The organism is Pseudomonas sp. AC532, assembly GCF_979258965.1.
In genome coordinates, this window is sequence record NZ_OZ409888.1 from 1,606,462 (window position 1) to 1,631,258 (window position 24,797).

The window sequence follows — 24,797 nt, forward strand, 5'->3', positions numbered from 1 at the left end:
GCTATGCTAGGGCCGTCCGCCTTGCCTGTCTCACGCAATTGGGGACCCGAACCACTCGAAAAGGACATGACCATCAAATCGCTGCATCAGCTGATCATCGAGATCGACGAGGCGAACTGGCGAGTCAGGTGCAGCGCCACCGATTACCCGCGCGACCGGCACATCGCTCCTCACCGGCACAACAAGCACCAACTGATCTACGCCATCGAAGGCGTGATGGTGGTGCGCGCAGCCAGGGGCCAGTGGACCGTGCCGCCGAACCGCGGCTTGTGGATGCCCAGCGGTGAGCTGCATGAGGTCAGGTGCATCGGGGCGGTAAAGATGCGCAGCGTGTTCGTGCACCCGGACGGCCTGGCGCACCTGCCAACCGAACCCAGAGTGGTGGGCGTCTCGCCCCTGCTGAGCGAGTTGATCAAGACCTCGGTCAGCATCACCGAGCCCTATCCGCAGGACTCTCGCGAGGCACGGGTGATGGGCCTGCTGCTCGATGAACTGCAGTTGCTGCCCACCCTGCCGCTGCACCTGCCGCAGCCAACCGAGGGGCGCCTCGCGGTCATCTGCTCGACCCTGCAGGCCGACCCCGGCGACGGCTCGACGCTGTCCGACTGGAGCGCTCGCCTGAACGTGGACGAGAAAACCATCCAGCGGCTGTTTCGCAGCCACACCGGCATGACCTTCGGCCAGTGGCGCCAGCAGGCTCGCCTGCTTCTCGCCCTGGAACGGCTGGCGGGTGGCGAGAAGATCATCGACATCGCCGGCGACCTTGGCTACGAAAGCCCCAGTGCATTCGCCAACATGTTCAAGAAGCACTTCGGCACCACGCCCAGCCAGTTCTTCAGGTGAGCCAGGCGCGCTGCCGTTGCAGCCTGCTCCCGGGCGAGGCGCCTGCGGTGAAGCTGGCACCTGCGGTGGGCATGCCAGATCATCGGCGGGCGACGGCTGGCGTCAACTCTGGCTGAATCCTTATGCCATCTGCGCAGTCATACCTCACCAGTAGCAGCAGATACGTATGATCATTCCGGCCGGCTACAGGCCATGGACCGAGGTGCAGAGATGGCTACGCATAGTGAAATGGTGCTGGAACAGGCCATGTTGGCCGTTTTGGGCGCATGTATCGACTTGGGTTACGACGTCGACAAGCTGGCCCGGCAAGCCCAGATTCTGATTCTCGACAACAGCAAGTACAACCATGTCGAACAACCCCTGGCATCGACGCCACACGAGGCGATCGAACGCGCACTGTCCACGGTGAAAAGCGCGCCTCGCCTCTGATCGCCAGGCCCTTTCAGGCCGCTAAGCACCTTTCCCCTGCCCGCGCCAGCGCTGATGGCGCGTGTTGGCGTGTGCGCGGCTTGCCACTTGGCAGACCTGCGCACTGGCCGTAGCCACCGCAGCCGGCATGCAGGCGGGCAAGCGAGCCCTCGCGGACTATGGATCGAGCCGTCTGCGCAACCATGAGAAAGGCGCCAACATGCCGAAAACGATGTAGGCCAGCGCCCGCGTGAGCACCCGCGCGGGCAGCGGAGCCGGGCGCCAGGCAGGTTCGGGCATGAAGGTGCCGGCGGGGCGAAAATGCGCCAGCGGGCGGGTCAGGAAGGCATTCCAGAGGCCTTGGCTGGCGATCAGCACACGCAGGTTCTCAGGGATGAAGAAGCCGGAATGACCATAACCCTCGCTGCGCACGTTGAGCACCTGCGTGGCGCAATAGCCGACCACGCCCGCGGGCCCCGCGCCGGGAATCGCGTACTGCGCATAGGGCACCGCACCATCCTCGGCACCCACATGGTTGAGCACCGCCTCGACCCGCGCCTCGTCGATCAACCGGTCCCAGCCGAAATCCGGGCGGATGATGCTGGCCGCCGTGATGATTCGGCCGAACCTCAGGTCGGCAAACCGCGAGTCATCCAGCACTTGGGAGAGCAACAGCGTGCCGAAGCTGTGGGCGATGATGTCCGGCTGGGTGGGCAAGCCGCTCTTGCGTGCCTGCTCGATGGCGATCCTGATGCGCTCACCGAGGCGCCTGGCGAGCTGCCGGTGCAACCAGCGGGAGAATACGTCGATGGTTGCCCAGCCGTATTTGTAGATGAGTACCGGCGCTGAATAGCTGAGGCGATTGGCGATCTCCCAACTGAATTCTTCCTGCCATTTGGCGCGGCTGTTCATGCCGTGGATGACGATAACCCAGCGTATGTCGCGGCTGGTCTCACCTGCCAGCCGGTAGAACGGCTCGGCGATGGCCTCTACGCCGCGCTGTGCAAAGTCCTGGTGACAATGTGGGCAGGCGCTGTGCGGCGCCGCGGGCGGCAGGGTTAGCCCGCACTCGGCCAGGGGGCAACGATAGGCCGCGATGCGCCGCGCGGCGCCCGAGGCAACCAGCGTGTCGAAGAACCTGGCCAGGGCATCGTCCTCGCCCTGTGCCGCGACCCGCCGGGCGAATTGCGCCAGGGTGAACTCCAGTTCGACGCCGTGCGCCAGGCGCCGCTCGATCTCAGCCTGCCAGGGGCATGGTAATGGGCTGTTCATGGTGCGTTGTTGTACCCCCAGAGCAGCTCGAGGATGCGCACGATGTCCTCGCGCTTGCACTGCGCCCAGATTCGCAGCCGGCCCTCACGGCCATAGACCTGCACGGCGATGCGCCGGCTGGTACCGTGCTCTTCGGCGGCGAAATGCAGCATGCCCTGCGCGCGGTCGAACTGGCCGGTATCCACGGCCTGCAGCACCACACGCACCGGCTCTACGGCCTCGATCCCACCCTCTGCCAGGGTCGACGCCAGTTCCACGTACCCGCCATCGAGCTCGAAGCGCGTCGAGTGCACCCCGCGGCCCTGCGCCGCCGCCACTTTCACCGCCTGGTTGAGCGGGATTGGCGTCGGCGCGGTATCCGGGCAGCCGAACGTGGCCAGCGTCGCGCGAACCTCGGCGAACACCGCCTTGTGATCGATGTCCGGGTTGCGGTGGATGAGGATCGCGGCATAAGGCTCGCCGGCGCGCCATTCGTAGCGCACCACGCTGCGGTCGAGACGCTGCCGGTAGGCCTCGAAACGGTAGCGTTCCAGTGCCTCGTCAACGCTGAAGTCCCTGGGCCTCCAGCGATTCCAGCCGGCCTTGCCCTGGTGCCAGACCACCGACAGGCCGCCGTTCACGCTGATGTGGGTAAGCGCCAGCAGGTCGGGAAACGCCAGGCTGGCGCCGGCATCGAGCAGGTGGCCATGGGGGCTGGCGACGACCGCGGCAGCCAGCGTGGCGCCATCGCACGGTGGCGGCTCGACCAGGTAGAGGTGCTGGTCGCCCCAGCCCTCCACTTCCGCGAGCCAGGCCTCGAACAGGTCCTGGGTCAGCTCATCGGCATCGATGGCCGCGTCCAGGTTGGCGGCGAAGTCCTCCTTGGTGGCGCCGATCTTCACCCCGGTGCCACGCAGCAACTCCTTGATGAAGGCGTTGCCCTGGGCGACGACGACTCGACGCACCAGGTCCTTGAGTTGCGGTTTGCCAAGCGGTTCCCTGCCCATTGCCTCTCCGGTGCATGTGCCCTGCCATGCCGGAGCGAGCGGGTAGGCCCACCGCCAGGCATAGCGATGCGCCATCATACCGAATCGAACCGGGTTGAGGACCTACCCGGCCCAGGCTTTTAACCAGCAGAGAGGGAACTGGCAACCAGCGTCAAGCGGCTGCCCTCGGAAAAGCCGAGCGCCGCCGGGCTAGCGGTGCTCGCCCTTGCGCAGGCCCAGTTCGAGCAGCAGCTTTTCCAGCGCGTCGAGAGACACCGGCTTGCTCACGTGGGCGTTGAAGCCCGCCTCGTAGGCCTTGTCGATATCGCTCGCACCGCCGTAGCCGGTGAGCGCCACGGATGGCGTTTTGCCGTGCTGAGGCAATTGCCGCACGCGGCGCATCAGCTCATGGCCATCCATCACCGGCATGCCGATGTCGGAGAGAATCAGGTCGAAGGCCTGGTTTTCGAGGACTGCCAGGGCGGCGGCACCGCTCTCGGCGACGGTGACGCGGGCGCCCTCCATTTCCAGCAGGGCTTCCATGATCGTGCAGATTTCCGTCGAGTCATCGACGATCAGCACATCCAGGTCGTTGAACACCCCGTCGGTGATGTCCTCCAGGATCAGCGGCTCACCTTCCTTCTGGTAAAGCGGCAGCCACACACTGAAGGTCGCGCCCAGCCCGACGCCGGGCGACACCACCTCGATGCGGCCCTGGTGCGCATCCACCAGTTCCTTGACCAGCGCCAGACCGATGCCCAGGCCGTTCTTGCGGGCCGAGCGGCGGTGCTCGGGCACCTGGCCAAACAGGTCGAAGATCTTCGACAGCGACTGCGGCGGAATCCCTTCGCCCTGATCCCGGACGAAGAACTTCACGTAATCGCCGTCCTGGCTCATCCCGACATGCATCACCCCGCCGTCGTCGCTGAACTTCAACGCGTTGTTGAGCAGGTTCCAGACGATCTGCTCCACGCGCACCGGGTCGGCATGCGCCACCAGTGGGTCGCTGCCAGCAGGCGGCATGTGCATCTCGATGACGATGTCGCGCTCGGTGGCGTGGGCCTGCAGCACCCCGACGATCTCGTCGATGCACGGCTGCAGCAACACTGGCGCGTGGTTGAGCTTGAACTTGCCGGTATTGATGCGCGACAGGTCGAGCAGATCGTCGATGATCCGCGCCTGGCTGCGAATCGACGCGAGGATGGTGTCAACCGCCCGCGCGGCGACGGCCTGAGTCTTGACCACCGACAGGCGTGACATGAGTTCAGCGTTGAGCTGAATCAGGTTCAGCGGGTGCTTGAGCTCGTGGGACATCATGGCGAAGAACTCGTCCTTGAGCTTGTCGTTGGCCTGATTTTCCACCAGCAGGCTTTCCTGCTCCGCCTCGCGGCGCTTCTTCTCGGTGATGTCGCGGCCGATTCTGGCGAAGCCATGGGTGCCGCCGTTGGCCAGGCAGGTGGTGACGCTGCTGCAGAAGAACTGCGAGCCGTCCTTGCGCACATGCCAGCGGTCGTCCTCGGCGCGCCCTTCTCGCGAAGCGGCCTGCAGTTCGCGGGCCAGCACGCCTGCCTGGCGATCTTCCTCGCCGAGGACCAGGTCGGCAGACAGTCCCAGCACTTCCTCTTCTCGGTAGCCGTACATGCGTTCGGCGCCCAGGTTCCAGCCGGTCACCTGGCCTTTCGGGTCCATGGTGATGATGATGTAATCCTGGGTGGTTTCCGCTGCCAGGCGCAGGCGCTCCTCGCCCTCACGCACCTTCTCTTCGGCAAGGCGGCGCTGGGTGATGTCGATGAAGGTCAGCACCGCGCCGTCGATGAGATTGTCGGTGGTCCGGTACGGCAGCATGCGGGTGATGTACCAACGCCCGTCCGAGCTGGACGCTTCGCGCTCGATGACCCGCAGCGACTCGAAGGCCGTCGCCGCGTCCTCGGCCATGTTCGGGTAATCGAGGCGATGAGTGATATCGAGCAACGAGCGCCCGGTGTCCGAGTTGATGATGCTGAATATCTCGGTAGCGCGCGGCGTGAAGGACTTGATGCGCATGTGCCGATCGACGAATACCGTGGCAATGTCGGTCGAGGCGATGAAGTTCTGCAAGTCGTCGTTGATCTTGCCGGTTTCCTCGACCTTGGACTTGAGCTCCTGGTTGACGGTGATCAGCTCTTCGTTGATCGACTGCAGTTCTTCCTTGCTGGTCTCCAGCTCCTCGGTGGTCGAGCGCAGTTCTTCGTTGATCGCCTGCAACTCTTCGTTGGAAGCCTTCAGTTCCTCGGTCGAGGTTTCCGCCTGCTCGACCGTCGCCTGCAGCTGTTCCTTGGTGTTCTGCAGCTCGCTTTCCAACTGCGACAGTACGCTGTCCTTGGCCTCTTTCTGCGTGGGGGTGCCGTCGTTGCTCATGGTCTCTTCGACTTCGTCGAACAGCACCAGGGCAAAGTCCGCATCCATGTCGCGGAACGGCCGGGCAATCATGTTGATGTAATAGCTGCGCTCGTCACGGCTATGCCGCACCCGGCGCGCCTCGACGCTCTTGCCCGTGTGGAACGCCTGAAACAAGGCGGTGCGCAGCTCCAGGCGCAGTGAGGGATGGATCAATGACAGCAGATTGTGCGATGGCTCGCCGCCGACATAGCGCAGGAAGCGCCCGGCCTGATCGGACATATGCACGATGTTGGACTCGTGATTGACGATCACGCTGGGCGGTGCGTATTGCTCCAGTACCCGCTGGTGCAGGTCGGCGAAGGAGATTTTGCGGCGCTCCGGGGAGCTCCCCGGGCTGACGCGCAGCGACGCCGTATAGGACTCGAACGGCAGCGGCGTGCTGGGGCGAATCTGCGCGGCGCCGGGCTTGGCCCGGTAGATGCGGTTCTTCTTGTCGACCGGGGTGAACAACTCCAGGCAGATATCGGCGGACTCGGAGCTGCCGAGAAACAGATAGCCACCGGGCAACAGCGCGAAATGGAACATCTGCAAGATCTGCTGCTGCACTTCACGATCCAGGTAGATCAGCAGGTTGCGGCAGGAAATCATCTGCAGCTTGGAAAACGGCGGATCGCGCAGCAGGTTGTGCAGGGCGAACAGCACCCGTTCGCGGATTTCCTTCTTCACCCGGTAGCGCGACTGCTCCTTGGTGAAATACTGGCGCAAGCGCGGCGGCGCAACGTCGGGCAACAACGCTTCCGGGTACAGGCCCATGCGTCCGGCGGCAATCGAGTGCTCATCGATGTCGGTGGCGAATACCTGGTACTTGCAATCGCGCTGGCTGTATTCGATCTGATCGGCCAGCAGCATGGCCAACGAATAGGCCTCTTCACCCGTCGAGCAACCGGCGCTCCATACCCGGACACCGCTCTCGCTGTCGCAGGGAATGTCGAACAACCGTGGGATGATGTCGCGCTCCAGCGCCTCGAAGGCTTCGCGGTCGCGGAAAAAGTTGGTAACGCCAATCAGCATGTCGTCGAGCAGCTTCCTGGCTTCCTCGACATGCTCCTGCAGGTAAGCCCGATAGGCGGGCAGATCGCTGAGCCGATTGACCTGCATGCGCCGCTCGATACGCCGCAGCACCGTGGCCCGTTTGTAATGCTTGAAGTCGTGGCCGGTACGCGTACGCAGGATGGTCAGGATATCCCTGAGGGCCGCCTCGGCATCGATTGCCTGTTGCGGATCCTGAATGCCCTTGATCGGCGCCTGTACGTCGGCGTCAGCGGGCAGTTGGATGCTGCGCATGGTTTCCCACAGTTCCACCAGCTTCTGGGGGATGTCGGTGAGCGGCAGGATGAAATCCACCTGGCCGGTGGCGATCGCGCTATGCGGCATGCTGTCGTATTCGGCATCGTCAGGCGCTTGCGCGATGGTCACACCGCCCTGTTCCTTCACTCGCACCAGGCCGGCCGCGCCATCACTGCCACTGCCGGTGAGAATCACGCTGATTGCACGTTCCTGATGAGCGTCGCCCAGGGTGCGCATGAACAGGTCGATGGCGATATGCCGAGGCTGGCTCGCCGTCATTTCGCTCACACGCAGGTACCCATCACTCATGGTCAACTGCATGGCTGGCGATATCAGGTAGATGCAATTCTGTTCGACGGGCACCGGCGTGGTGACTTGCCGGACCTTCATCTTGGTGACTTTTTGCAGAATGCTGTCGGCGTTGCTCTCGTGGTTCGGCGACAGGTGCATCACCACCACGAACGCCATGCCATTATCGCCCGGCATGTGCTCGAACAGGCGTAACAGTGCGGGCAGCCCACCGGCCGATGCGCCTATTCCAACGATGGGAAACTTCAGGTGACTGGGTTCGACGGGTGCCGTGGAAAGATCCTTTGATCGAGTGGGCTTGCTCATCAATCGTCCTAATTTTGTCCTGTAGAAAGGAATCCAGGGTGACCACAACTACCTGATTGATGGCACGCTAATCAGCGGAGTACTTGCCGTCTTAGTCACAATGAACAGGCTGTTCGATTACAGCCTTGCGGTGAGTATCAAGAGTATCGACTTTATCACACTAGCCGAGCATTGGCGCCTGCTCCAGCTTGATTGCCCAGCAACTTGAATAGCGTAAAAAACAGCGCCGGGCGATATCAAAACAGCATGATCTACATCAACTAAACACTGCTATACACCCGCAAAGTTTGCACAACTTTTAATGGCCACGTTATGCACTCAGGAATAGTACGGCGAGTAATACGGGTACTCGGCCGTGCGCGCGCCAATGATCATTTCGCTTAACCAACTGGTGAGAATCGAGGTATAGGCTTTCTGGTCACTGTCGTCGCTCAATGCATGATCGGCGCCTTTCATGATGCGGTGGGTGAGCGAGTGTGCTTTATCGAACGAAGCGCGGTAGTTCATCAAGGTGGTGTGCGGTACGAAGTCGTCGAACTCCGACTCGACCAGCAACACATCGCCGGTGAAGCGCGAGCAGCAATTGAGCGCGCGGTTTTCCAGCGGTCCCATGGCGGTGCGACGGTAGCGGGCCAGGCCAGCGCGGTCGAGCGCCTGCTTGGGCTGCTCCCATTCATCGTCCCAGTACAGCGCCGGCACCCGCAGGCCGAGCCAGCGAACCGGGCGCAGTTCGGTGAGAATGGCCGATAAATAGCCGCCATAACTGGTGCCGATCACCGCGATCTTCTCCGGGTCGATAGCCGGCTGGCTGAGCAACCGGTCATAGGCCGCCACGATGTCCGCCAGGCTGTGCTCACGCGAGACCGTTTCACGGCTGGCAGCGGTGTTTTCATGGCCGCGCATGTCGAAGGTCAGGCATACGCAGCCGAACCCGGCGATGCCCTTGGCCCTGGCCAGGTCGCGCTGCTGGCTGCCGCCCCAGCCATGCACGAACAACACGCCCGGCACCTTGCGCTCTGGGGACATCAGGGTGCCGGCGAGCTCCTCGTCGCCAACCGAGATGCTGATGATTTCACTGTGGGCAGGCATCGACTTCCACCTTTACATAGCGGCTGAGAGTGCCGTGGGGCTGCAGCCGGCAGCGCTGCAGCAGTTGCGCACCGGCGGGGGCATCGTCGCCATAGGACTCATGGGTACTGGCCCGCAGGCATTGCAGCTGAGGGTCGCGCTGCAGCGCCTGCACGGCGAACAGTTCGGCGGCACTGGCACCGCCCAGTCGCCATGACTGTTCGAGTACCCCGGAACGCGGCTGTCCATCGGCGCCGAGGCCCTGGGCAACGTCGTAGTTGCGGCGCGAGGCGATCAGGCCGAAACACGCGAGCGCCGCCTGGTCATAGCATTGCGCCTGGCGAATCGCCTGCCGCGCGGCATCATCGAGCGACAGCGCTTGCAGGGCCTCGAAGCCGCCGCGCACCAGGGTCAGTTGCGAGCCGCCATACACCTCGTGCTGCGTAGCGTCCCGGGTCAGCCGCTGGGTGCCGAAATAGCTCGCGGTAATGCCTGCGACGGTCACCTGGCCAACGCTGAAGGTCTGCACGTCCTGCAGGTGCTCCTCGATCACCAGGCCCCAGCGGGCGACCTCATCGGGGGCCTGATCGGCCAGGCAGGCATTCAGGCTTGCGCCGTCCGTAATCCGCCACTGCCCTCTTCCGGCCTTGCCACGCACGGCCTTGAGCCTGATAGGGCCGACATCGAGCATGGACATCGCGGCCTGCCGTGCATCGTCCAGATCGAAGACCGTGTGGCCGCGCAGCACTGCCGACGCCACGTGAGGATGAAAGGCTGCACACCAGCCCTCTGGAACCCGCCGCGGGCTGCCGGGCAGCGGGTGGCTGATCGCCTTGGTGGCCATATAGGGGCGCGGCACCGCGCCGCCGAAAAAATCCTCGGCGGCGTGCAGGCCTAGATCGGTCCTGCTGGCGGCGCCCATCACGGTTTCATCGGGTACCCAGTAGCAATTGCGTTGCGTATCCGGGCGCTGCCAGCCCAGAAAGGGAATGCCCAGCAACGCGGCGAGGCGTTCGCCCAGCAGTTGCTGCATCGCCGCATCGTGCTCGGGCACGGGGCCGTTGAGGGCAATCAGTGCCACACCTGCTTTGTTGGTCATCGCAAACCGTCCGGTAAGTTGCCTGTGGAGGTTTTCAGGGTGGGCCCGGCAACGAGGGCCAGCGTGGCCCCGGGCATCCCATTTCCTAGTAGGAAGCAGCCCTTGCAAGCGAAGTTCACCCGACACGAGAAACGGTATAGGTGACCCGCTGCGGCTGGCCGTTACATGGCGCTGGCAATGGTCTCGGCTGTTGAAGGCCGCCCCGCGTTGAACGGCCCACGGTCAGCGCTACAATGACCCGATGAAAACCAACCGGCCGCAGGGCTGCACCAACCTCAAGCTGCGTCAGCTCACTCGCATGGTGACGCGTCACTACGACCGCTACATGGCCGAGTGTGGTTTGAAAAACACCCAGTACGCGCTGCTCTCGCACATCGTGCGGCTCGGGCCGATTCGCCCCAGCGACCTGGCCAGGCGCATGCAGATGGACGCCTCCACCTTGACCCGCAACCTGCAGCCCCTGGTGGCGCAAGGCTGGGCCGAAACGGGCGCGGGCAACAATGCGCGCAGTCGCCTGGTGACGGCCACCGAGGCGGGCCATGCCAAGCGCACGCAAGGGCAGCTCGCCTGGCTGGCGGCGCAGACGGCGCTCAATGAACGCCTGGGTATGGAGCGCGTGGCGGCCCTGCATACGCTGCTCGACGCCTGCATCGAATCCCTCGATGAGGCCGAACCCGACGGGCGCTGATGGCCGGCGACCGACGCGGCGTGCCGGGTAGTCGCCTGGTCGCGTGCGTGCAGGGGCTGGCGTGTTTTACTGTTCCTCTTCCCGCAACTGACCGCTCAACTGGTCGCAACTCGCCGACCAGTCCGCCAGCCAGCGCGGCAGCGGCGGAGACTGCTCCGGCAAGCCCAGTTCGCCGGCGAACTCGAGGGGCGAAACCGTGCCCTTGGCGTTGCGGAACAGGCCGCGCATGATCACCACCCCGGCGACCCGGCCATCCTTCACGAAGCGGTGCTCCATGAAGCTCCACTTGTCATCCCAGCCGAGCATGCGGCTATGGATCTCGAACGCCTCGAACAGCTTCAATTCACGGCGAAACTTGCCCCACACATCGCCCACGATAGGCACCGCGCGCTGGCGCAGGGCAACCCGAAAGGCGCCGCTGCGCAGCACGTAATCCATGCGCCCGACATCGGCCAGGGTGAAGTAACGGCCATTGGTGACGTGGCGGTTGAAATCCAGGTCCAGCGGCCAGACACGCATACGCACCACGGTGGTGTCGAAGGCCGCCACCGGACGGCGCCAGGGGCGGCGCAGGAGCATGAGGAAAAGCCGAAACCAGAGATTCATCGCACCACTACCTGCTTGAGCAAAGGCGTGCACTGTAAACAATGCCCTGCCTTGGCGGGTAGCTGCATAAACGCCTTATTCGAGGTTTTTGCGCCACGCCATCGCGCCGGGCGGCTGACCGCGCAGGCGCTGTTGCCCCAGGCTAAAACGCCGAGAGCGTATTACCGAGCAGGCACAGGCTGCGCAGTGGCGGCCCAGGCTTCAATCGCGCTGTGCGCAGGCGCCTTCTGCCGAACCGGTCGGGCTTTCGCAAGGGTGAAGGTTACCGCCGACATTGCCACCTGATTCGAGCAGGCGCTTGGTCTGGGCGATGAAGTCGAGCATCACCGCCTGTACCAGAGGGCCATTGGCCAACTGGGCTGTACTCAGGTAGCGGCGTCCGATGCACTGTCCTTCGTTTGACATGGCAATGAAGCAAATGCCGGTAGGACCTTTTTCAAGGTCCAGCTGGCAGCCCGTGTCCGTGACGAATCTATTTATGTATTTGTCCATAACCTTGTGAGGCGATTATCTGCAAATCCGTTCGCATTGTATTGAGACCGCTCGTCTCGCCACCCGTCGGCGGGCTGGCCCCATCGCGGCGTTGTCGCATGTTCCCCTGGGCGGCGATCAGCTAACACCGGTCGGCCCCTCGAGTACCTGGCGAATCTTTCTGGCCAGATCGGAGGGCACGTAGGGCTTGGAAATGACATCGAACTCGCTGCCACCCGCGTCGGTACGTTCGAGGGAGCTCTCTGAATATCCGGTAGTGAGCAACACCCTCAATCCCGGCTTGCGGCGCTTGGCCTCGCGCGCCAGCATCACGCCATTCATGCCGCCGGGCATGATCAGGTCGGTGAACAGCAGGTCGTAATCGGCGACGTCCAGCATCTGCAGCGCCTCGCGGGCATTGAGCGCGATCTCGGCCACGTAGCCGTAATCTTCGAGCACCATCTTGGCAAGGTCCGCCACATCGGGACGGTCCTCGACGACCAATACCCGTTCGCTACCGTTGCGCTCGTTCGGTCGCTCTCTGGAAGGGCTGTGAACCACCTGGCTGTCGTCGGCGGGGAAGTACAGGCGCAGCGTGGTGCCCACCCCCTCTTCGGAGTAAATGCGCACCGTGCCGCCAGACTGCTTGACGAATCCATACACCATGGAGAGGCCAAGGCCCGAGCCCTTGCCCTCCTCCTTGGTGGTGAAGAACGGGTCCATGACCCGGCTGCTGACACTTTCCGACATACCGATGCCGTTGTCGGTGATTGCCACGCTGACGTAGCGACCCGGCATCAGCCCGTCATAGGCCATGCTACCGAGGTCTTCGACCTGCACATTCCTGGTCTCGATGTGCACGGTCGGCTGGTCACGGCCTTCCAGCGCGTCACGCGCATTGATGAGTATGTTGAGAAAGGCGACCTCGGCCTGGGTTGGATCGATGCGGCAATTCCACAGCGCCGGATCGAGCATCAAGCGCATGTTGGTACGCCCCAGGGTGCGCTCACCGAGCTCCTGGAAACCGGTGATCAGCCCGTTAAGGTTGAGCACCCGCCCCTCGAGCTTCTGCTTGCGCGAGAACGCCAGCAACTGCTGGGTCAGCGTCGCGGCGCGGTCAGCCGCGCTGCGGGCATTGTGCACGCAGCGCTGGATGCGTTCCTGATCGTAGGCTGGCTTGGCGGCCGTGCGGTCAAGCACCTCCAGATAGCCGATCATCACTTGCAGCAGGTTGTTGAAGTCGTGGGCGATGCCGCCGGTGAGCTGGCCGAGCGCCTCCATCTTCTGCGCCTGGCGCAGGCCTTCCTCGGCATCGCGACGGCGGCTGATGTCGAGTTGCGACGCGAAGAAATAGATCAGCTCGCCGGCGTCGTTGTACACGGGCGAAATGAACAGGGCATTCCAGAAGGTCGAGCCATCCTTGCGGTAGTTGATCAGCTCGACCGATATTTCCCGACGCTCGGCGATGGCCTCGCGCACCTGGGTGACCACCGACCGATCGGTTTCCGGCCCCTGCAGGAAACGACAATTGGTGCCGACGATCTCGTCGGCCTGGTAGCCGGTCATTTCCAGAAAAGCGTTGTTGGCGAAAATGATCGGGTTGTCGTCCCGATTGGGATCGGTGACGATCATCGGCATGCGAGTGGTTTCCACCGCCGCAAAGAAGACGTTCTTGCCCGAATCCGACAGGTCGCCGGACGCGGCGTTGTCGACACGAAAGCTCTGTTTGCCACTCATAGACATTGGTTTACCTGTATAGAGGGCGCAGCCAGCGGAACGGCCGCTCTGTATAATTCGAGCGACCACCCGTCAATTAGTTCTACATCGAGCAAAGCTTGTACAACTTTATGCTGCCTGCTGACAGGCTCACTCAAATCCTTCATCACGGCTGACGACGCGGGTATCGCCCACTAGTCGAGCAACCGGTGAAGGTTTCAACGGGTGCTGGCAAACTGCCGTTTTTTCGTCCACTGCAACGCCTAAGGATGCCTACCGTGCGCTCCATTCTCGACCATTTCGATTGGGCCTCCACCCCGCTCGGGGCCCCGGAGTGCTGGCCGGATGCCTTGAGAACCACGTACGGCATCATGACCACCAGCAGCTTCGCGATGTGTGCTACCTGGGGCCCGGAGCGCACCTTGTTGTACAACGAGGCGTACATTCCGTTTCTGGCCAATCGGCATCCCGACGCTCTGGGCAAGCCCATCCAGGCGGTCTGGCACGACGTCTGGGAAACCATAGGCCCGCTGGTCAACAAAGTGCTGGCTGGCGAGCCCGTTCACCAGCAGAACATGCACCTGGTAATGACCCGCAAGGGCTACCCGGAAGACACCTACTGGACCTTCTCCTACAGCCCTCTGACTGACGCGTCGGGCAACACCGCCGGCTTTCTCAACGTGGCAATCGAAACGACCCGCCTGGTGATGATCGAGCAGCCTGCCATCGCCAATGCCGAGCGCGTTCAGCTGGCGCTGGCCGCGGGGGCGATCATCGGCACCTGGTTCTGGGACCTGCCGACCAACCGTTTCACCGTCGATGAAGCCTTCGCGCGCAACTTCGGCCTCGACCCGGCGCTGGGCCGCGACGGCTTGAGCCTGGAACAGGTGATCGCTACGGTTCACCCGGACGATGTCGCCAGCCTGAGCGAAGCCATCGACGAAGCGATCGCCCGCGGCGGCCCCTATGCCCACCAGTATCGGGTGCGCCGCGCCGATGGTCGCTATTATTGGCTGGAGGCCAATGGTCGCGTGGAGCTGGCGGCCGATGGCACGGGGCTGAGCTTTCCCGGCGTGCTGATCAACGTCGAGGATCGCCGCGCCATCGAAGGTGAGCGCGACCGGGCCATCGCACGCGTAATGGCGCTCAACGAGGAGCTCGAGCAGAAGGTCATCGCCAAGACCTTCGAGCGCGGCCGTACCTGGCAGATCACCCCTGACCTGCTCGGTGTGCTCAACAACGAGGGTTACTTCGAGGCCTCCAACCCGGCGTGGCAGGCGACACTCGGCTGGACGGAAGACGAGTTGGCCACCACCCACTTTCTGCAATTGGTGCACCCCCGCGACCTCGCCGGCACGCAGGCCTACTGGCAACGCCTGAAGGACACCGGTGAGCCAGCGCTGGGCCTGGAGAATCGGTTCAGTTGCAGCAACGGTGAATGGCGCTGGCTGTCCTGGGTGGCGGTTCCAGACGGCGGTAGGACCTACTGCTCGGCCCGTGACGTGACCCGCGAAAAGCTTTACCGCGCCGAACTGAGAAAGCGCACCGCCGAGCGCGACCGGTTATGGGAAAGCACCAACGACCTGATGGGCTCGGCGGGCCTCGACGGTTATTTCAAGACCATCAACCCGGCCTGGTCTCAACTGCTTGGTTGGGACACCGAACACCTGCTCAGCGAGCCATTCATGGAGTTCGTGGTCGAGGACGACCGCCCCGATGTGCTGGGCATGATGGAGCGCCTGGTCAAGGGTGAGAAGGTCAGCGGTTTTACCAGCCGACTGCGTGGCAAGAATGGTGAAGCCCGCTCCTTCCTGTGGACTGCCGCACCGGACACATCCCTGGGTATCGTCCACTTCGTCGGCCGCGATGTCACCGCCCAGCACATGGCCGAAGAGTCGCTCAGGCAGTCACAGAAGATGGAAGCCATCGGTCAGTTGACCGGGGGCCTGGCCCACGACTTCAACAACCTGCTGGCGGGGGTGTCCGGCTCGCTGGAACTGATGCGCCTGCGCATCGAACAGGGCCGCTTCCACGAGCTGACCAAGTATATGAGTTCCGCGGAAACCGCGACCCGCCGTGCGGCCGCGCTGACCCACCGCTTGCTGGCCTTCTCCCGCCGGCAGACGCTGCTGCCCAGGCCAACCGACGCCAACCAGCTGATCGCCGGCATGCTGGAGATGATCCAGCGTACCGTGGGGCCCGCCATACGCCTGGAAAGCGACCTGCTGCCTGACCTGTGGACCGCACTGGTGGACGCCTCACAACTGGAAAACACCCTGCTCAATCTGTGCATCAATGCGCGGGATGCGATGCCCGGCGGCGGGGTCATCCGCGCCAGCACGCGCAACCTGCGCATCGACGGCAGCGAGGGTGCCGCCCTCAATCTGCCAGCGGGTGAATACCTAAGCCTGGCGGTGCAGGACAATGGCGTAGGCATGCCGGCCGCTATCGTTGCACGCGCCGTGGAACCCTTCTTCACCACCAAGCCAATGGGGGAAGGCACGGGCCTCGGGCTGTCGATGGCCTACGGTTTCGCCAAGCAGTCCGGGGGCAAGATGCGCATCACCTCTGCAGTCGGCAAAGGCACGGTCGTGACCCTCTACCTGCCGCGCCACGATGGCAAGCCGGAGGCCAGCGCCACGCCGTCGGCCCTGGTCGGCCTCGAGGCAGCCGAGCGAACCGGCAGGACCGCCGTGGTGGTCGATGACGAGCCGGCGATTCGCATGCTGGTCAGCGAAGTGCTCGATGAATTGGGGTTCACGGTCATCGAAGCCGCCGACAGCGCTGCAGGGCTGCAGGTACTGCAATCGGCCGCTTCGGTAGACCTGCTGATCAGCGACGTTGGCTTGCCAGGTGGCATGAACGGCCGCCAGATGGCCGACGCGGCGCTGACCAACAGGCCCGATCTACCGGTGCTGCTGATTACCGGCTACGCGGAAAACTCGCTGCTCACCGACGGCCAGCTCAGCCCGGGCATGGCCGTGCTGACCAAGCCCTTTACCCTGGACGCCCTCGCATCGCGCATACGCGAGCTGATGAAGACGTAGCCGCACTGCGCCAAGCGCAAGCAAAAACGCCGCCGCAGAGCGACTCTGCGGCGGCGTTTTTAACTGTCGACTGTCGGTTGGCCAGGCGCGGCTATCAGCCCAGGGCTTCCTGATAATCCTTCACGTAATCGCTGGCCAGGGAGGTCTTCTGCTGCTGGGTGAGCATTTTGCCGGCCTGCTGGAAGAAGGTGTGCTCTTCGTCCTCCAGGTGATGGAAGATCTTGTCCTTGAGTTTACGCGCGGTGGCGATCCAGGACGGGCTGGAGGGGTCGGTTTCTTCCAGGGCTTCCAATAACTCGTCCATCTCATGGTGTTCCGCCACACCATGACGGGACAGGTCGACGCCGGCGTCGTGCTTCATCAACGGCGAGTAGAAGAAGCGTTCCTCGGCGCGGGCGTGGGCCAGCAGCTCGTCCTTCAGTTCCTGGTAATACTGCGCGCGCTCGGGAGAATCACCGTGGGTGCCGACCAGCGCCTCGGCCAGTTCACGTTGACGGTCGTGGCTTTCTCGCAACGCTTCGAAAATTTGCATGGAGTTTCCTCATCAGAGTACGGCATGTCCGTGGCCTTTCGAGGCCCTCTGATGGGTCTGACCGAAGCGGCGAAATTGTGGTTCAACCAATTCGCGGCACGCCACCCTGCCGGGCTCAGCCGGCCTGGCGCCGGGTCGCGCGTTCAGTGCTGCGCCAGGAGCGCGCTCAACAGGCCGGGAAACCGCGCCTCCAGCTCGCAGCGGCGCAGCGAATTCATGTGTGTGGTGCCGATATTGCGCGTGTGCACCAGCCCGGCATCGCGCAGTACCCGAAAATGGTGGGACATGCTCGACTTCGGCCGACCACCATCGAGTTCGCCGCAGGTGGCCTCGGGCACGCCCGCCAGGCAACGGACGATTTCCAGGCGCACCGGGTCGCTCAGGGCATACAACAGACGCTCGAGGGTCAGGTCACTGGGGTCGGGGTGTTTGAAGGCTCGCATGCTGCGCATGATAACGGGGCTATCGTTAATTGCCATAGTTCGATTAATATCGAACGACAGTAATTAATTCAGCCTTTCTGGAGTCGCCTCATGTCCGCGCTGTTCGAACCCTTCACGCTGAAAGACGTCACCTTGCGCAACCGCATCGCCATCCCGCCCATGTGCCAATACATGGCCGAAGACGGCATGATCAACGACTGGCATCACGTCCACCTGGCCGGCATGGCCCGTGGCGGCGCCGGCCTGCTGGTCGTGGAAGCCACCGCGGTGGCCCCGGAAGGCCGCATCACCCCGGGCTGCGCCGGTATCTGGAGCGATGCGCATGCACAAGCATTCGTGCCGGTGGTCAAGGCCATCAAGGCTGCCGGTTGCGTGCCGGGCATCCAGATCGCCCACGCCGGGCGCAAGGCCAGCGCCAACCGCCCATGGGAGGGCGACGACCATATCGCCGACAACGACTCGCGTGGCTGGGAAACCATCGCGCCATCGGCCATCGCCTTTGGCGAGCACCTGCCAAAAGTACCGCGCGCCATGACCCTGGAAGACATCGCCCGGGTTCGCCAGAACTTCGTCGACGCCGCCCGCCGCGCCCGCGATGCCGGCTTCGAGTGGATCGAGCTGCACTTCGCCCATGGCTACCTGGGCCAGAGCTTCTTCTCTGCCCACAGCAACCAGCGCACCGATGCCTATGGCGGCAGTTTCGACAACCGCAGCCGCTTCCTGCTGGAAACTCTCGCCGCGGTTCGCGAGGTATGGCCTGAGCATCTGCCGCTGACCGCTCGCTTCGGCGTGCTGGAGTACGACGGCCGTGACGAGCAGACCCTCGAAGAGTCCATCGAACTGGCGCGCCGTTTCAGGGCCGGTGGCCTGGATCTGCTTAGCGTCAGCGTCGGCTTTACCATCCCCGATACCAACATCCCCTGGGGCCCGGCGTTCATGGGCCCGATCGCCGAGCGCGTGCGCCGCGAGGCCGATATCCCGGTGACATCGGCATGGGGCTTCGGCACACCGCAGCTGGCGCAGGAAGCCGTGCAGGCCGGGCACCTCGACCTGGTGTCCATCGGCCGCGCCCACCTCGCCGACCCGCACTGGCCGTACTTCGCAGCCAGGGAACTGGGTGTCGACAAGGCGTCCTGGACCCTGCCGGCACCCTACGCCCACTGGCTGGAACGCTACCGCTAAGCGGCAATAGCGCGTTCGCCTGGCTGCTTCAGTGGCCGGGCGAACGCAGCACGCGATAGCTTCATACGCCTGCGCTCACTGCGCCTGCCCCACGCTCATCATCAGTTCCAGATTCTGCACAGCAGCGCCAGCCGCACCCTTGCCTAGGTTGTCGAACACGGCGCTGAGTAGCACCTGCCCGGACACCTCATTGCCCAGTACCGCCAGGCGCATACCATCACGTGCGTTGAGTGCTTGCGGATCCAGGTGCGACAACTCACTCGCCTCATGCCTGGGCATTACCTGTACGTACTTGGCGGCGCGATAGTGCGTGGCCAGGCAATCATGCAGTTGCCGGGGATTGGTGCCCTCGGCCAGAAAGCGCGGATGAATTGCAATGGTCAGTACGATGCCCTGCCGGTAGGCACCATAGGCAGGCACGAAGACCGGGCGCTCCAGCAACCCACTGTGCCGCTGAATCTCCGGCACATGCTTATGCGCGAGGCCAAGCCCATAGACCTGCAGCGCAGGGGCCGATAGCGACCGCTCGCCCTCGTACTCATCCACCCCCGCTCGACCCTTCCCGGAATACCCTGATACGGCATGAATGACCGCGGGAAAATCTCGTAGCAGCAAACCGGCTTCCAGCAATGGACGCAGCAAGCCAATCGCGCCAGTAGGGTAGCAGCCCGGATTGCTGACCCGGGTTGCCGTTGCAATCCGGCGAGCCTGCGCGCAATCCATCTCGGCAAAACCATAGACCCAATCCGCATGAGTACGATGCGCAGAGCTGGCATCGATGACCCTGACCTGCGGACTTTCGATAGCTGCCACTGCATCACGGGACGCATCATCGGGCAGACATAGAATTGCGAAGTCGCAGGCATTGATGGCATCGGCACGACGCCTGGGATCCTTGCGATATTCGCCAGCCAGGGCCACCAGTTTGAGATCGTGTCGATCACGTAGGCGCTGGTGGATCTGCAAGCCGGTGGTGCCCTGATCGCCGTCGATGAATACGCTTGGAGACTTCATGCCGCTCTACTCCTGAAGAAGAAATCTCATCCTCCAAGAACCAGCAGGGTTGTAAAAGTTGAATTTATAAATCCTATAATTCATTTTTTCTGAATCGAGTCAGCGATGCGTGAAATCAGTCTGGATCGCCTACGAACACTGGTCGCTGTCGCTGACCTGGGCTCCTTTGCCGAGGCTGCCACCCGGCTGAATCTGGCGCCCCCAACCGTGAGCTTGCATATATCGGAGCTGGAGTCGCGGGTCGGCGGCAAACTCCTCACCCGTACTCGTGGGAACATTCAGCCCTCTGCGATTGGCTACACGCTGGTTGAGCGCGCACGCCGTTTACTCGCCGATGCCGAGCAAGCACTGGACGAGGTAAGACGACAGGTACAAGGACTGACCGGACGCGTGCGGCTGGGTGCCTCCACGGGCGCACTTGCCCAGTTGCTGCCACGGGCATTGGAGATTCTCAGCGAGCGTCACCCGGCAATCGATATCCAGGTTTCCGTACTCACGTCACAGGAAACACTGAGGCACCTCACGGAGGGGCAATTGGAAATTGGTCTGGTCGCACTGCCGCAACCCGCCATCAAGAATCTTCATGTCACCCACTGGCGACGCGACCCCGTAATGGCTTTCCTGCCTGCTCGCTGGAATTTTCCCGATTCGGTGACACCGGAGTGGCTGGCCGATCAGCCGCTGATTCTGAATGACAAAAGCACCCAGCTTTCGAGATTGCTTGCCGAGTGGTTCGCAGCGGCGCAAAAGCTGCCCACACCGCGTATCGAGCTGAACTACAACGACGCGATCAAGAGCCTCGTCGCAGCAGGGTATGGTGCGACGCTGCTGCCCCACGAAGCGTCGACCCCGCAACCCGACCCAAGAACGGTGATGCGCCCGCTAAATCCGGAGCTGTGGCGGCAACTCGGCATAGCCCACCGCAGCAGCGACCTGGAACGCGCGACACAGCACGTTCTCGATGTGTTGTGGGAGCTGAATACGGATCAGAGACCGACATTACCCAGACCATGAGGCTCGCAGCTGAGCACCGGCACATTCTATTTCCGGCGGAACATCTGCCGCGCAAGGTGGTTGCGCAATCAACATGACGCCGCCGTTGGCCGGGGCTGATCAAGCCGTAAACCGGCACATCCGATCGCTCACAAGTCCCTTGCCGAGCCTGCGGGCACGGCGCATCATGCCGCCACTCCTCGCCGCGGTACCCTCCGATGCCCCATCGCCCTGCCCCCTTCCCGTCTGACGAGGAAGAACGTGCTCTGTCGCTCGAGCACCTCGGCGTTCTCGACTCCGCGCCGGAGCAGGGTTTCGATGACGTCGTCCTGCTGGCCACCACGTTGTGCGATACGCCGATCGCCCTGGTCTCGCTGGTCGACCGTGAGCGGCAATGGTTCAAGGCGTGCATCGGCCTGCCAGTCAGCGAAACCCACCGTGACCTGGCCTTCTGCGCCCACGCGATACTGGCGCCGGATGAAGTGCTGGTGGTGGAAGACGCCACCCAGGACCCGCGCTTCCAGTACAGCGATCTGGTGCTTGGCCCGCCCTACATCCGCTTTTACGCCGGCGCGCCGATCCGTACCGAGGCGGGCTATCCGCTGGGCACCGTGTGCGTGATCGACACCCGCCCACGCAGCCTCAGCGATTCACAGCGCACCGCGCTTCAGGCCCTGGCACGCCAAACCGCGGCCTTGCTGCAATTACGGCTGCTGCAGAAACAGCGCGAGCAGCGCGCCAGCGAGCTGGTGGAACAACTGCAGCAGGCGCAGGCGCAACACCGCGAAGCGCAGGAATCCCTGCGCCATGCGCGCCGGGTCTCGTCGCTGGGCATGCTCACCGCGAGCATCGCCCATGACGTCAACAACCTGCTGCAAGTGCTCGGCGCCAGCCTGCAGATGGCCCACCTGCGCGCACGCCGCCCGGCCGAGGTGGAGCGTTTCAGCCAGACCGGGCTGCAGGCCGTCGAACAGGGTGGCAAGCTGATCCGGCACCTGCTGGCCAACGTGCGCCAGGATGGCCCCGAGCTGGTGTGCATCGACATCAGCGAGCGCATCGACGGCTCCCGCGCCCTGCTGGCGGGCAGCCTGGGTGAATCCATCGAACTGACCTTCGATCTCGCTGCGCGTGATGCGGGGGTGATGTGTGACGAAGTACAACTCCAGGCCGTGCTGCTCAACCTGCTGAGCAATTCGCGGGATGCGATGCAGGGTCGTGGTCACGTGCACATCGCCACGCGGCTGCTGCAGCTAGCCGGCGACCCGCAGCTCAACGACGGCGCGTACCTGATACTCAGCGTCACCGACGATGGGCCAGGCATGTCGGCAGAGCTGGCGAGCCGGGTGTTCGACCCGTTCTTCACCACCAAACAGGCCGGCCAGGGCACCGGGCTGGGGCTGGCCCAGGCCCGCGAGTTCGCCAACCAGACCGGTGGCGAGGTGCGGATCGAAACGGCGCCAGGTGCCGGCACTACCATGAACCTCTACCTGCGCGTGCTCGGCCACATCAGCGCCGTCGATCGAGCAGGTTGACCACCAGGCGATCCAGCCAGCCCCACAGCCGCTGACGCAGGCGTTTCCAGAACGGGCGCGCCTGCCACATCTGCAGGTCCACCTCGCGGCTCTGCGGGAAATCGGTTTCGAAGCTCTGCTGCACCGCTGCGGTGAACGCCGCATCCAGCGCCTCGACGTTGGCGTCGAGATTGAAGCGCAGGTTCCAGTGATCGAAATTGCACGAGCCGACACTGACCCAGTCGTCGATCAGCACCATCTTCAGGTGCAGGAAGCGCGGGCGAAACTCGAAAATGCGTACGCCCGCCTTGAGCAGCCGCGGGTAATAGCGCTGGCCGGCGAAACGCACCGGCGGGTTGTCGGTGTGCCGGCCGCTGAGCAACAGGCGCACCTCCACGCCGCGCGCCGCCGCCTTGCGCAACGCCCGGCGGACCTTCCAGGTCGGCAGGAAGTAAGGCGTCGCCAGCCACACGCGCCGCTGCGCGCCGTTCAGCGCGCGGATCAGCGATTGCAGGATGTCACGATGTTGACGAGCGTCGGCATAGGCCACTCGGCCCCAGCCCGGCCCGGCCGGCGGCAGATGCGGCAGCGGCTTGCGGTGCGGAGTGAGATAAGGGCGCCAGGCGAATCGCGTATTGTTGGCCTGCCACTGGCCATCGAACAGTTGCAGCCAGTCGGCCACCAGCGGCCCGACAATCTCCACCATCACCTCGTGCCAGGCGCTCACCGGCTCACCGGGCGTCCAGAACTCATCGGTCGAACCGGTGCCCCCCACGAACGCCACCCGCGCATCGACCACCAGCAACTTGCGGTGGTCGCGGTACAGGTTGCGCATGCCGCGGCGCCAGCGCAGCGGGTTGTACCAACGCAGTTGCACGCCGGCATCGAGTAGCGCCTGCCGATCCGCCTGGTTGAGGCCCTGGCAGCCGAACGCATCGAACAGGCAGCGCACCGCCACGCCACGCTGCGCTGCGGCGCACAGGGCACGCAGCAGGGCATCGGTACAGGCGCTGGTGACTACCAGATACTGCTCCAGCTCGACGGTGTGCTGCGCCGCGTCGATGCAGGCGATCATCCGCGGGAAAAAGGCCGGGCCATCGTTGAGCAGGGTGAAACGATTGCCTTCCCGCCAGGGAAATACCTGACCGGGCATCAATCACTCACAGGCGCTGAAAAGCGGGGCAACGGGCACATGACATCTCGGCCGCAGGCTGGGGATGCGCCACGATAGCCGCCCGCGTGCACCTTGCAAAGCGCCAGGGTGTCACCACTCAATGCCGGTGACCACACATGCGGCAGCGGGCGCCATCCATTACTCCGGTGCAGCGTGGGCAGCCGCCGTTCAAAGTGCCGCGGCGCCAGCGCCAGATCTGTACCAGCCGCAGGGTCGTCCAGGCGGCACCGCAGGCCGGCAGCACCATCAGCCATGGGAACAGCGTACGTGCGGCCTGCGCCAGCGCCGGCTGCGCCTCGCCCTGCTGCGACAACAGCAGCACGCCCATCATCGCCACCAGGCCACCGGCGATGAGGATGAAGGGCAGGCCGAGGTTTCTGATGAAGAACATGGAGTGCGCTCACGACAATCGGGCGCACATGGTAAGCAACGCCACGCCGGCTGCACAGGCACATCGCCCATTGGCAGCGAGCAGCCCGGCGCCTGTCACGTAAGCATCACCGAAGCTTCACAGTTGTGACACCCGCCCTGCCTAGCCTGAAATCGTTTCCTGAGTTCGCTCAGGTCAGCAGGCCAATCCGGTTCGCGTGCGCAGCAACGGCTGCCCCGACCCGCAACGGAGGTAAGGCATGACCCAGAACGCCATGGCACCCGCGCGCAGCACCACTCCTCGTCGCCTGCAGGCCGAGCGCCTGACCAGCCCGCATGCACTGCGCGAGGCCCAGGCCCTGCGCTTTCGCGTGTTCAGCAGCGAGTTCGACGCCAAGCTCAAAGGCGCCGAACTGGGCCTGGACATGGATGACTACGACCTGCACTGCCGGCACATCGGCGTGCGCGACCTGAGCAGCGGCGAGCTGGTGGCCACCACCCGGCTGCTCGACCACCAGGCCGCCGCCGGCCTCGGGCGCTTCTACAGCGAGGAGGAATTCGCCCTGCACGGTTTGCCCCACTTGCAAGGCCCGGTGCTGGAGATTGGCCGCACCTGCGTGGACAGCGCCTACCGCAATGGCGGCACCATCGCCGTGCTCTGGGCCGAGCTGGCCGAGGTGCTCAATGAAGGCGGTTATCGCTACCTGATGGGCTGCGCCAGCATCCCCATGCGCGATGGCGGCATCCAGGCCCAGGCCATCATGCAGCGCCTGCGCGAACGCCACCTGTGTACCGAGCACCTGCGCGCCGAACCGAAGACTCCACTGCCAACCCTGGAACTGGCCGGCAATGTCATCGCCGAAATGCCGCCGCTGCTCAAGGCCTACATGCGCCTGGGCGCCAAGGTCTGCGGCGAGCCGTGCTGGGACAAGGATTTCCAGGTCGCCGACGTGTTCATCCTGCTCAAGCGCGACGAGCTGTGCCCCCGCTACGCGCGACATTTCAAGGCGGCGGTCTGAGCGCACGCTTGCCGATGGCGACTGACCGCGGTAAAA

Annotated in this window: 21 protein-coding genes; 8 read left to right on the forward strand and 13 right to left on the reverse strand. The window is 63.9% G+C overall.

All coding sequences use genetic code 11. From position 1 onward, the window contains the following. The first annotated feature begins 66 nt into the window (after positions 1–66). Both ACZ0AV_RS07710 and ACZ0AV_RS07715 read left to right on the forward strand, forming a co-directional pair. Complete coding sequence (locus tag ACZ0AV_RS07710) at positions 67–843, forward strand: AraC family transcriptional regulator (protein WP_499150488.1); 777 nt, start codon at positions 67–69, stop codon at positions 841–843. 210 nt (positions 844–1,053) lie between these two features. Next, positions 1,054–1,272, forward strand: a complete 219-nt coding sequence (locus ACZ0AV_RS07715) for a hypothetical protein (protein WP_499150489.1) — start codon at positions 1,054–1,056, stop codon at positions 1,270–1,272. 156 nt (positions 1,273–1,428) lie between these two features. Here the strand turns inward: ACZ0AV_RS07715 and ACZ0AV_RS07720 are convergent, their stop codons facing one another. The 5 genes from ACZ0AV_RS07720 to ACZ0AV_RS07740 form a co-directional block, all read right to left on the reverse strand. Next, a complete protein-coding gene (locus tag ACZ0AV_RS07720; protein WP_499150490.1) occupies positions 1,429–2,523 on the reverse strand; it encodes a hypothetical protein in 1,095 nt (364 codons plus the stop codon). Next, a complete protein-coding gene (locus tag ACZ0AV_RS07725; RefSeq protein WP_499150491.1) occupies positions 2,520–3,509 on the reverse strand; it encodes a hypothetical protein in 990 nt (329 codons plus the stop codon). The genes ACZ0AV_RS07720 and ACZ0AV_RS07725 overlap by 4 nt, the downstream gene beginning before the upstream one ends. A 189-nt stretch (positions 3,510–3,698) precedes the next feature. Then, complete coding sequence (locus ACZ0AV_RS07730) at positions 3,699–7,829, reverse strand: CheR family methyltransferase (protein WP_499150492.1); 4,131 nt, start codon at positions 7,827–7,829, stop codon at positions 3,699–3,701. 318 nt (positions 7,830–8,147) lie between these two features. Next, a complete protein-coding gene (locus ACZ0AV_RS07735; protein ID WP_499150493.1) occupies positions 8,148–8,918 on the reverse strand; it encodes an alpha/beta hydrolase family protein in 771 nt (256 codons plus the stop codon). Then, positions 8,902–9,996, reverse strand: a complete 1,095-nt coding sequence (locus ACZ0AV_RS07740) for a DUF3182 family protein (RefSeq protein WP_499150494.1) — start codon at positions 9,994–9,996, stop codon at positions 8,902–8,904. Before ACZ0AV_RS07740 ends, ACZ0AV_RS07735 begins: the two co-directional genes overlap by 17 nt. A 241-nt stretch (positions 9,997–10,237) precedes the next feature. Here ACZ0AV_RS07740 and ACZ0AV_RS07745 point away from each other — a divergent pair, with 241 nt between their 5' ends. After that, on the forward strand, positions 10,238–10,684 hold the full coding sequence (locus ACZ0AV_RS07745; RefSeq protein WP_499150495.1) for a MarR family winged helix-turn-helix transcriptional regulator: 447 nt from the start codon (positions 10,238–10,240) through the stop codon (positions 10,682–10,684). A 66-nt stretch (positions 10,685–10,750) separates the two neighbouring features. On the opposite strand, the gene ACZ0AV_RS07750 is transcribed toward ACZ0AV_RS07745, so the two are convergent. From ACZ0AV_RS07750 to ACZ0AV_RS07760, 3 genes are all read right to left on the reverse strand, one after another. Beyond that, entirely contained in the window at positions 10,751–11,290 is a 540-nt protein-coding gene (locus ACZ0AV_RS07750) for a thioesterase family protein (RefSeq protein WP_499150496.1), read from the reverse strand. 201 nt (positions 11,291–11,491) lie between these two features. Continuing rightward, positions 11,492–11,695, reverse strand: a complete 204-nt coding sequence (locus tag ACZ0AV_RS07755) for a hypothetical protein (RefSeq protein WP_499150497.1) — start codon at positions 11,693–11,695, stop codon at positions 11,492–11,494. Between the two features lie 204 nt (positions 11,696–11,899). After that, positions 11,900–13,498 (reverse strand): histidine kinase famiy protein, encoded by a 1,599-nt coding sequence (locus tag ACZ0AV_RS07760; RefSeq protein WP_499150498.1) that lies wholly within the window; start codon positions 13,496–13,498, stop codon positions 11,900–11,902. Positions 13,499–13,755: 257 nt separating this feature from the next. Between ACZ0AV_RS07760 and ACZ0AV_RS07765 the strand changes: the two genes are divergently transcribed. Continuing rightward, entirely contained in the window at positions 13,756–16,524 is a 2,769-nt protein-coding gene (locus ACZ0AV_RS07765) for a PAS domain-containing hybrid sensor histidine kinase/response regulator family protein (protein WP_499150499.1), read from the forward strand. Positions 16,525–16,618: 94 nt separating this feature from the next. On the opposite strand, the gene ACZ0AV_RS07770 is transcribed toward ACZ0AV_RS07765, so the two are convergent. Both ACZ0AV_RS07770 and ACZ0AV_RS07775 read right to left on the reverse strand, forming a co-directional pair. Continuing rightward, positions 16,619–17,056 (reverse strand): hemerythrin domain-containing protein, encoded by a 438-nt coding sequence (locus ACZ0AV_RS07770; protein ID WP_499150500.1) that lies wholly within the window; start codon positions 17,054–17,056, stop codon positions 16,619–16,621. 143 nt (positions 17,057–17,199) lie between these two features. Next, positions 17,200–17,535 carry an ArsR/SmtB family transcription factor gene (locus ACZ0AV_RS07775; RefSeq protein WP_499150501.1) on the reverse strand — a complete coding sequence of 112 codons (336 nt, stop codon included), beginning with the start codon at positions 17,533–17,535 and terminating at the stop codon, positions 17,200–17,202. Positions 17,536–17,589: 54 nt separating this feature from the next. Here ACZ0AV_RS07775 and ACZ0AV_RS07780 point away from each other — a divergent pair, with 54 nt between their 5' ends. After that, positions 17,590–18,681 (forward strand): NADH:flavin oxidoreductase/NADH oxidase, encoded by a 1,092-nt coding sequence (locus ACZ0AV_RS07780; RefSeq protein ID WP_499150502.1) that lies wholly within the window; start codon positions 17,590–17,592, stop codon positions 18,679–18,681. Positions 18,682–18,756: 75 nt separating this feature from the next. On the opposite strand, the gene argC is transcribed toward ACZ0AV_RS07780, so the two are convergent. After that, the gene (gene argC, locus ACZ0AV_RS07785) at positions 18,757–19,695 is read right to left on the reverse strand and encodes an N-acetyl-gamma-glutamyl-phosphate reductase (protein ID WP_499150503.1); all 939 of its coding nucleotides are present in this window, start codon (positions 19,693–19,695) and stop codon (positions 18,757–18,759) included. Between the two features lie 105 nt (positions 19,696–19,800). On the opposite strand from argC, the gene ACZ0AV_RS07790 reads away from it, so the two are divergent. Continuing rightward, positions 19,801–20,709 (forward strand): LysR family transcriptional regulator, encoded by a 909-nt coding sequence (locus ACZ0AV_RS07790; RefSeq protein ID WP_499150504.1) that lies wholly within the window; start codon positions 19,801–19,803, stop codon positions 20,707–20,709. 197 nt (positions 20,710–20,906) lie between these two features. Further along, complete coding sequence (locus ACZ0AV_RS07795; RefSeq protein ID WP_499150505.1) at positions 20,907–22,220, forward strand: sensor histidine kinase; 1,314 nt, start codon at positions 20,907–20,909, stop codon at positions 22,218–22,220. Here ACZ0AV_RS07795 and ACZ0AV_RS07800 read toward each other — a convergent pair. Beyond that, positions 22,195–23,352, reverse strand: a complete 1,158-nt coding sequence (locus ACZ0AV_RS07800) for a phospholipase D-like domain-containing protein (protein ID WP_499150506.1) — start codon at positions 23,350–23,352, stop codon at positions 22,195–22,197. The genes ACZ0AV_RS07795 and ACZ0AV_RS07800 overlap by 26 nt on opposite strands. A 118-nt stretch (positions 23,353–23,470) precedes the next feature. Beyond that, positions 23,471–23,764, reverse strand: coding sequence for a hypothetical protein (locus ACZ0AV_RS07805; RefSeq protein ID WP_499150507.1), 294 nt, complete (start codon positions 23,762–23,764; stop codon positions 23,471–23,473). A gap of 238 nt (positions 23,765–24,002) precedes the next feature. On the opposite strand from ACZ0AV_RS07805, the gene olsB reads away from it, so the two are divergent. Continuing rightward, positions 24,003–24,761 carry an L-ornithine N(alpha)-acyltransferase gene (olsB, locus tag ACZ0AV_RS07810; protein ID WP_499150508.1) on the forward strand — a complete coding sequence of 253 codons (759 nt, stop codon included), beginning with the start codon at positions 24,003–24,005 and terminating at the stop codon, positions 24,759–24,761. The last annotated feature ends 36 nt before the right edge of the window (positions 24,762–24,797 follow it).

What these genes read in the sequence shown, in the direction of transcription:
- ACZ0AV_RS07770 (WP_499150500.1), bottom strand. Translation starts at nt 17,056, where the DNA reads ATGCAAATTTTCGAAGCGTTGCGAGAAAGCCACGACCGTCAACGTGAA.
- ACZ0AV_RS07760 (WP_499150498.1), bottom strand. Translation starts at nt 13,498, where the DNA reads ATGAGTGGCAAACAGAGCTTTCGTGTCGACAACGCCGCGTCCGGCGAC.
- ACZ0AV_RS07805 (WP_499150507.1), bottom strand. Translation starts at nt 23,764, where the DNA reads ATGTTCTTCATCAGAAACCTCGGCCTGCCCTTCATCCTCATCGCCGGT.
- ACZ0AV_RS07730 (WP_499150492.1), bottom strand. Translation starts at nt 7,829, where the DNA reads ATGAGCAAGCCCACTCGATCAAAGGATCTTTCCACGGCACCCGTCGAA.
- ACZ0AV_RS07780 (WP_499150502.1), top strand. Translation starts at nt 17,590, where the DNA reads ATGTCCGCGCTGTTCGAACCCTTCACGCTGAAAGACGTCACCTTGCGC.
- ACZ0AV_RS07745 (WP_499150495.1), top strand. Translation starts at nt 10,238, where the DNA reads ATGAAAACCAACCGGCCGCAGGGCTGCACCAACCTCAAGCTGCGTCAG.
- ACZ0AV_RS07755 (WP_499150497.1), bottom strand. Translation starts at nt 11,695, where the DNA reads ATGTCAAACGAAGGACAGTGCATCGGACGCCGCTACCTGAGTACAGCC.
- ACZ0AV_RS07720 (WP_499150490.1), bottom strand. Translation starts at nt 2,523, where the DNA reads ATGAACAGCCCATTACCATGCCCCTGGCAGGCTGAGATCGAGCGGCGC.
- ACZ0AV_RS07795 (WP_499150505.1), top strand. Translation starts at nt 20,907, where the DNA reads ATGCCCCATCGCCCTGCCCCCTTCCCGTCTGACGAGGAAGAACGTGCT.
- ACZ0AV_RS07735 (WP_499150493.1), bottom strand. Translation starts at nt 8,918, where the DNA reads ATGCCTGCCCACAGTGAAATCATCAGCATCTCGGTTGGCGACGAGGAG.
- ACZ0AV_RS07710 (WP_499150488.1), top strand. Translation starts at nt 67, where the DNA reads ATGACCATCAAATCGCTGCATCAGCTGATCATCGAGATCGACGAGGCG.
- argC (WP_499150503.1), bottom strand. Translation starts at nt 19,695, where the DNA reads ATGAAGTCTCCAAGCGTATTCATCGACGGCGATCAGGGCACCACCGGC.
- ACZ0AV_RS07790 (WP_499150504.1), top strand. Translation starts at nt 19,801, where the DNA reads ATGCGTGAAATCAGTCTGGATCGCCTACGAACACTGGTCGCTGTCGCT.
- olsB (WP_499150508.1), top strand. Translation starts at nt 24,003, where the DNA reads ATGACCCAGAACGCCATGGCACCCGCGCGCAGCACCACTCCTCGTCGC.
- ACZ0AV_RS07800 (WP_499150506.1), bottom strand. Translation starts at nt 23,352, where the DNA reads ATGCCCGGTCAGGTATTTCCCTGGCGGGAAGGCAATCGTTTCACCCTG.
- ACZ0AV_RS07775 (WP_499150501.1), bottom strand. Translation starts at nt 17,535, where the DNA reads ATGGCAATTAACGATAGCCCCGTTATCATGCGCAGCATGCGAGCCTTC.
- ACZ0AV_RS07715 (WP_499150489.1), top strand. Translation starts at nt 1,054, where the DNA reads ATGGCTACGCATAGTGAAATGGTGCTGGAACAGGCCATGTTGGCCGTT.
- ACZ0AV_RS07725 (WP_499150491.1), bottom strand. Translation starts at nt 3,509, where the DNA reads ATGGGCAGGGAACCGCTTGGCAAACCGCAACTCAAGGACCTGGTGCGT.
- ACZ0AV_RS07740 (WP_499150494.1), bottom strand. Translation starts at nt 9,996, where the DNA reads ATGACCAACAAAGCAGGTGTGGCACTGATTGCCCTCAACGGCCCCGTG.
- ACZ0AV_RS07750 (WP_499150496.1), bottom strand. Translation starts at nt 11,290, where the DNA reads ATGAATCTCTGGTTTCGGCTTTTCCTCATGCTCCTGCGCCGCCCCTGG.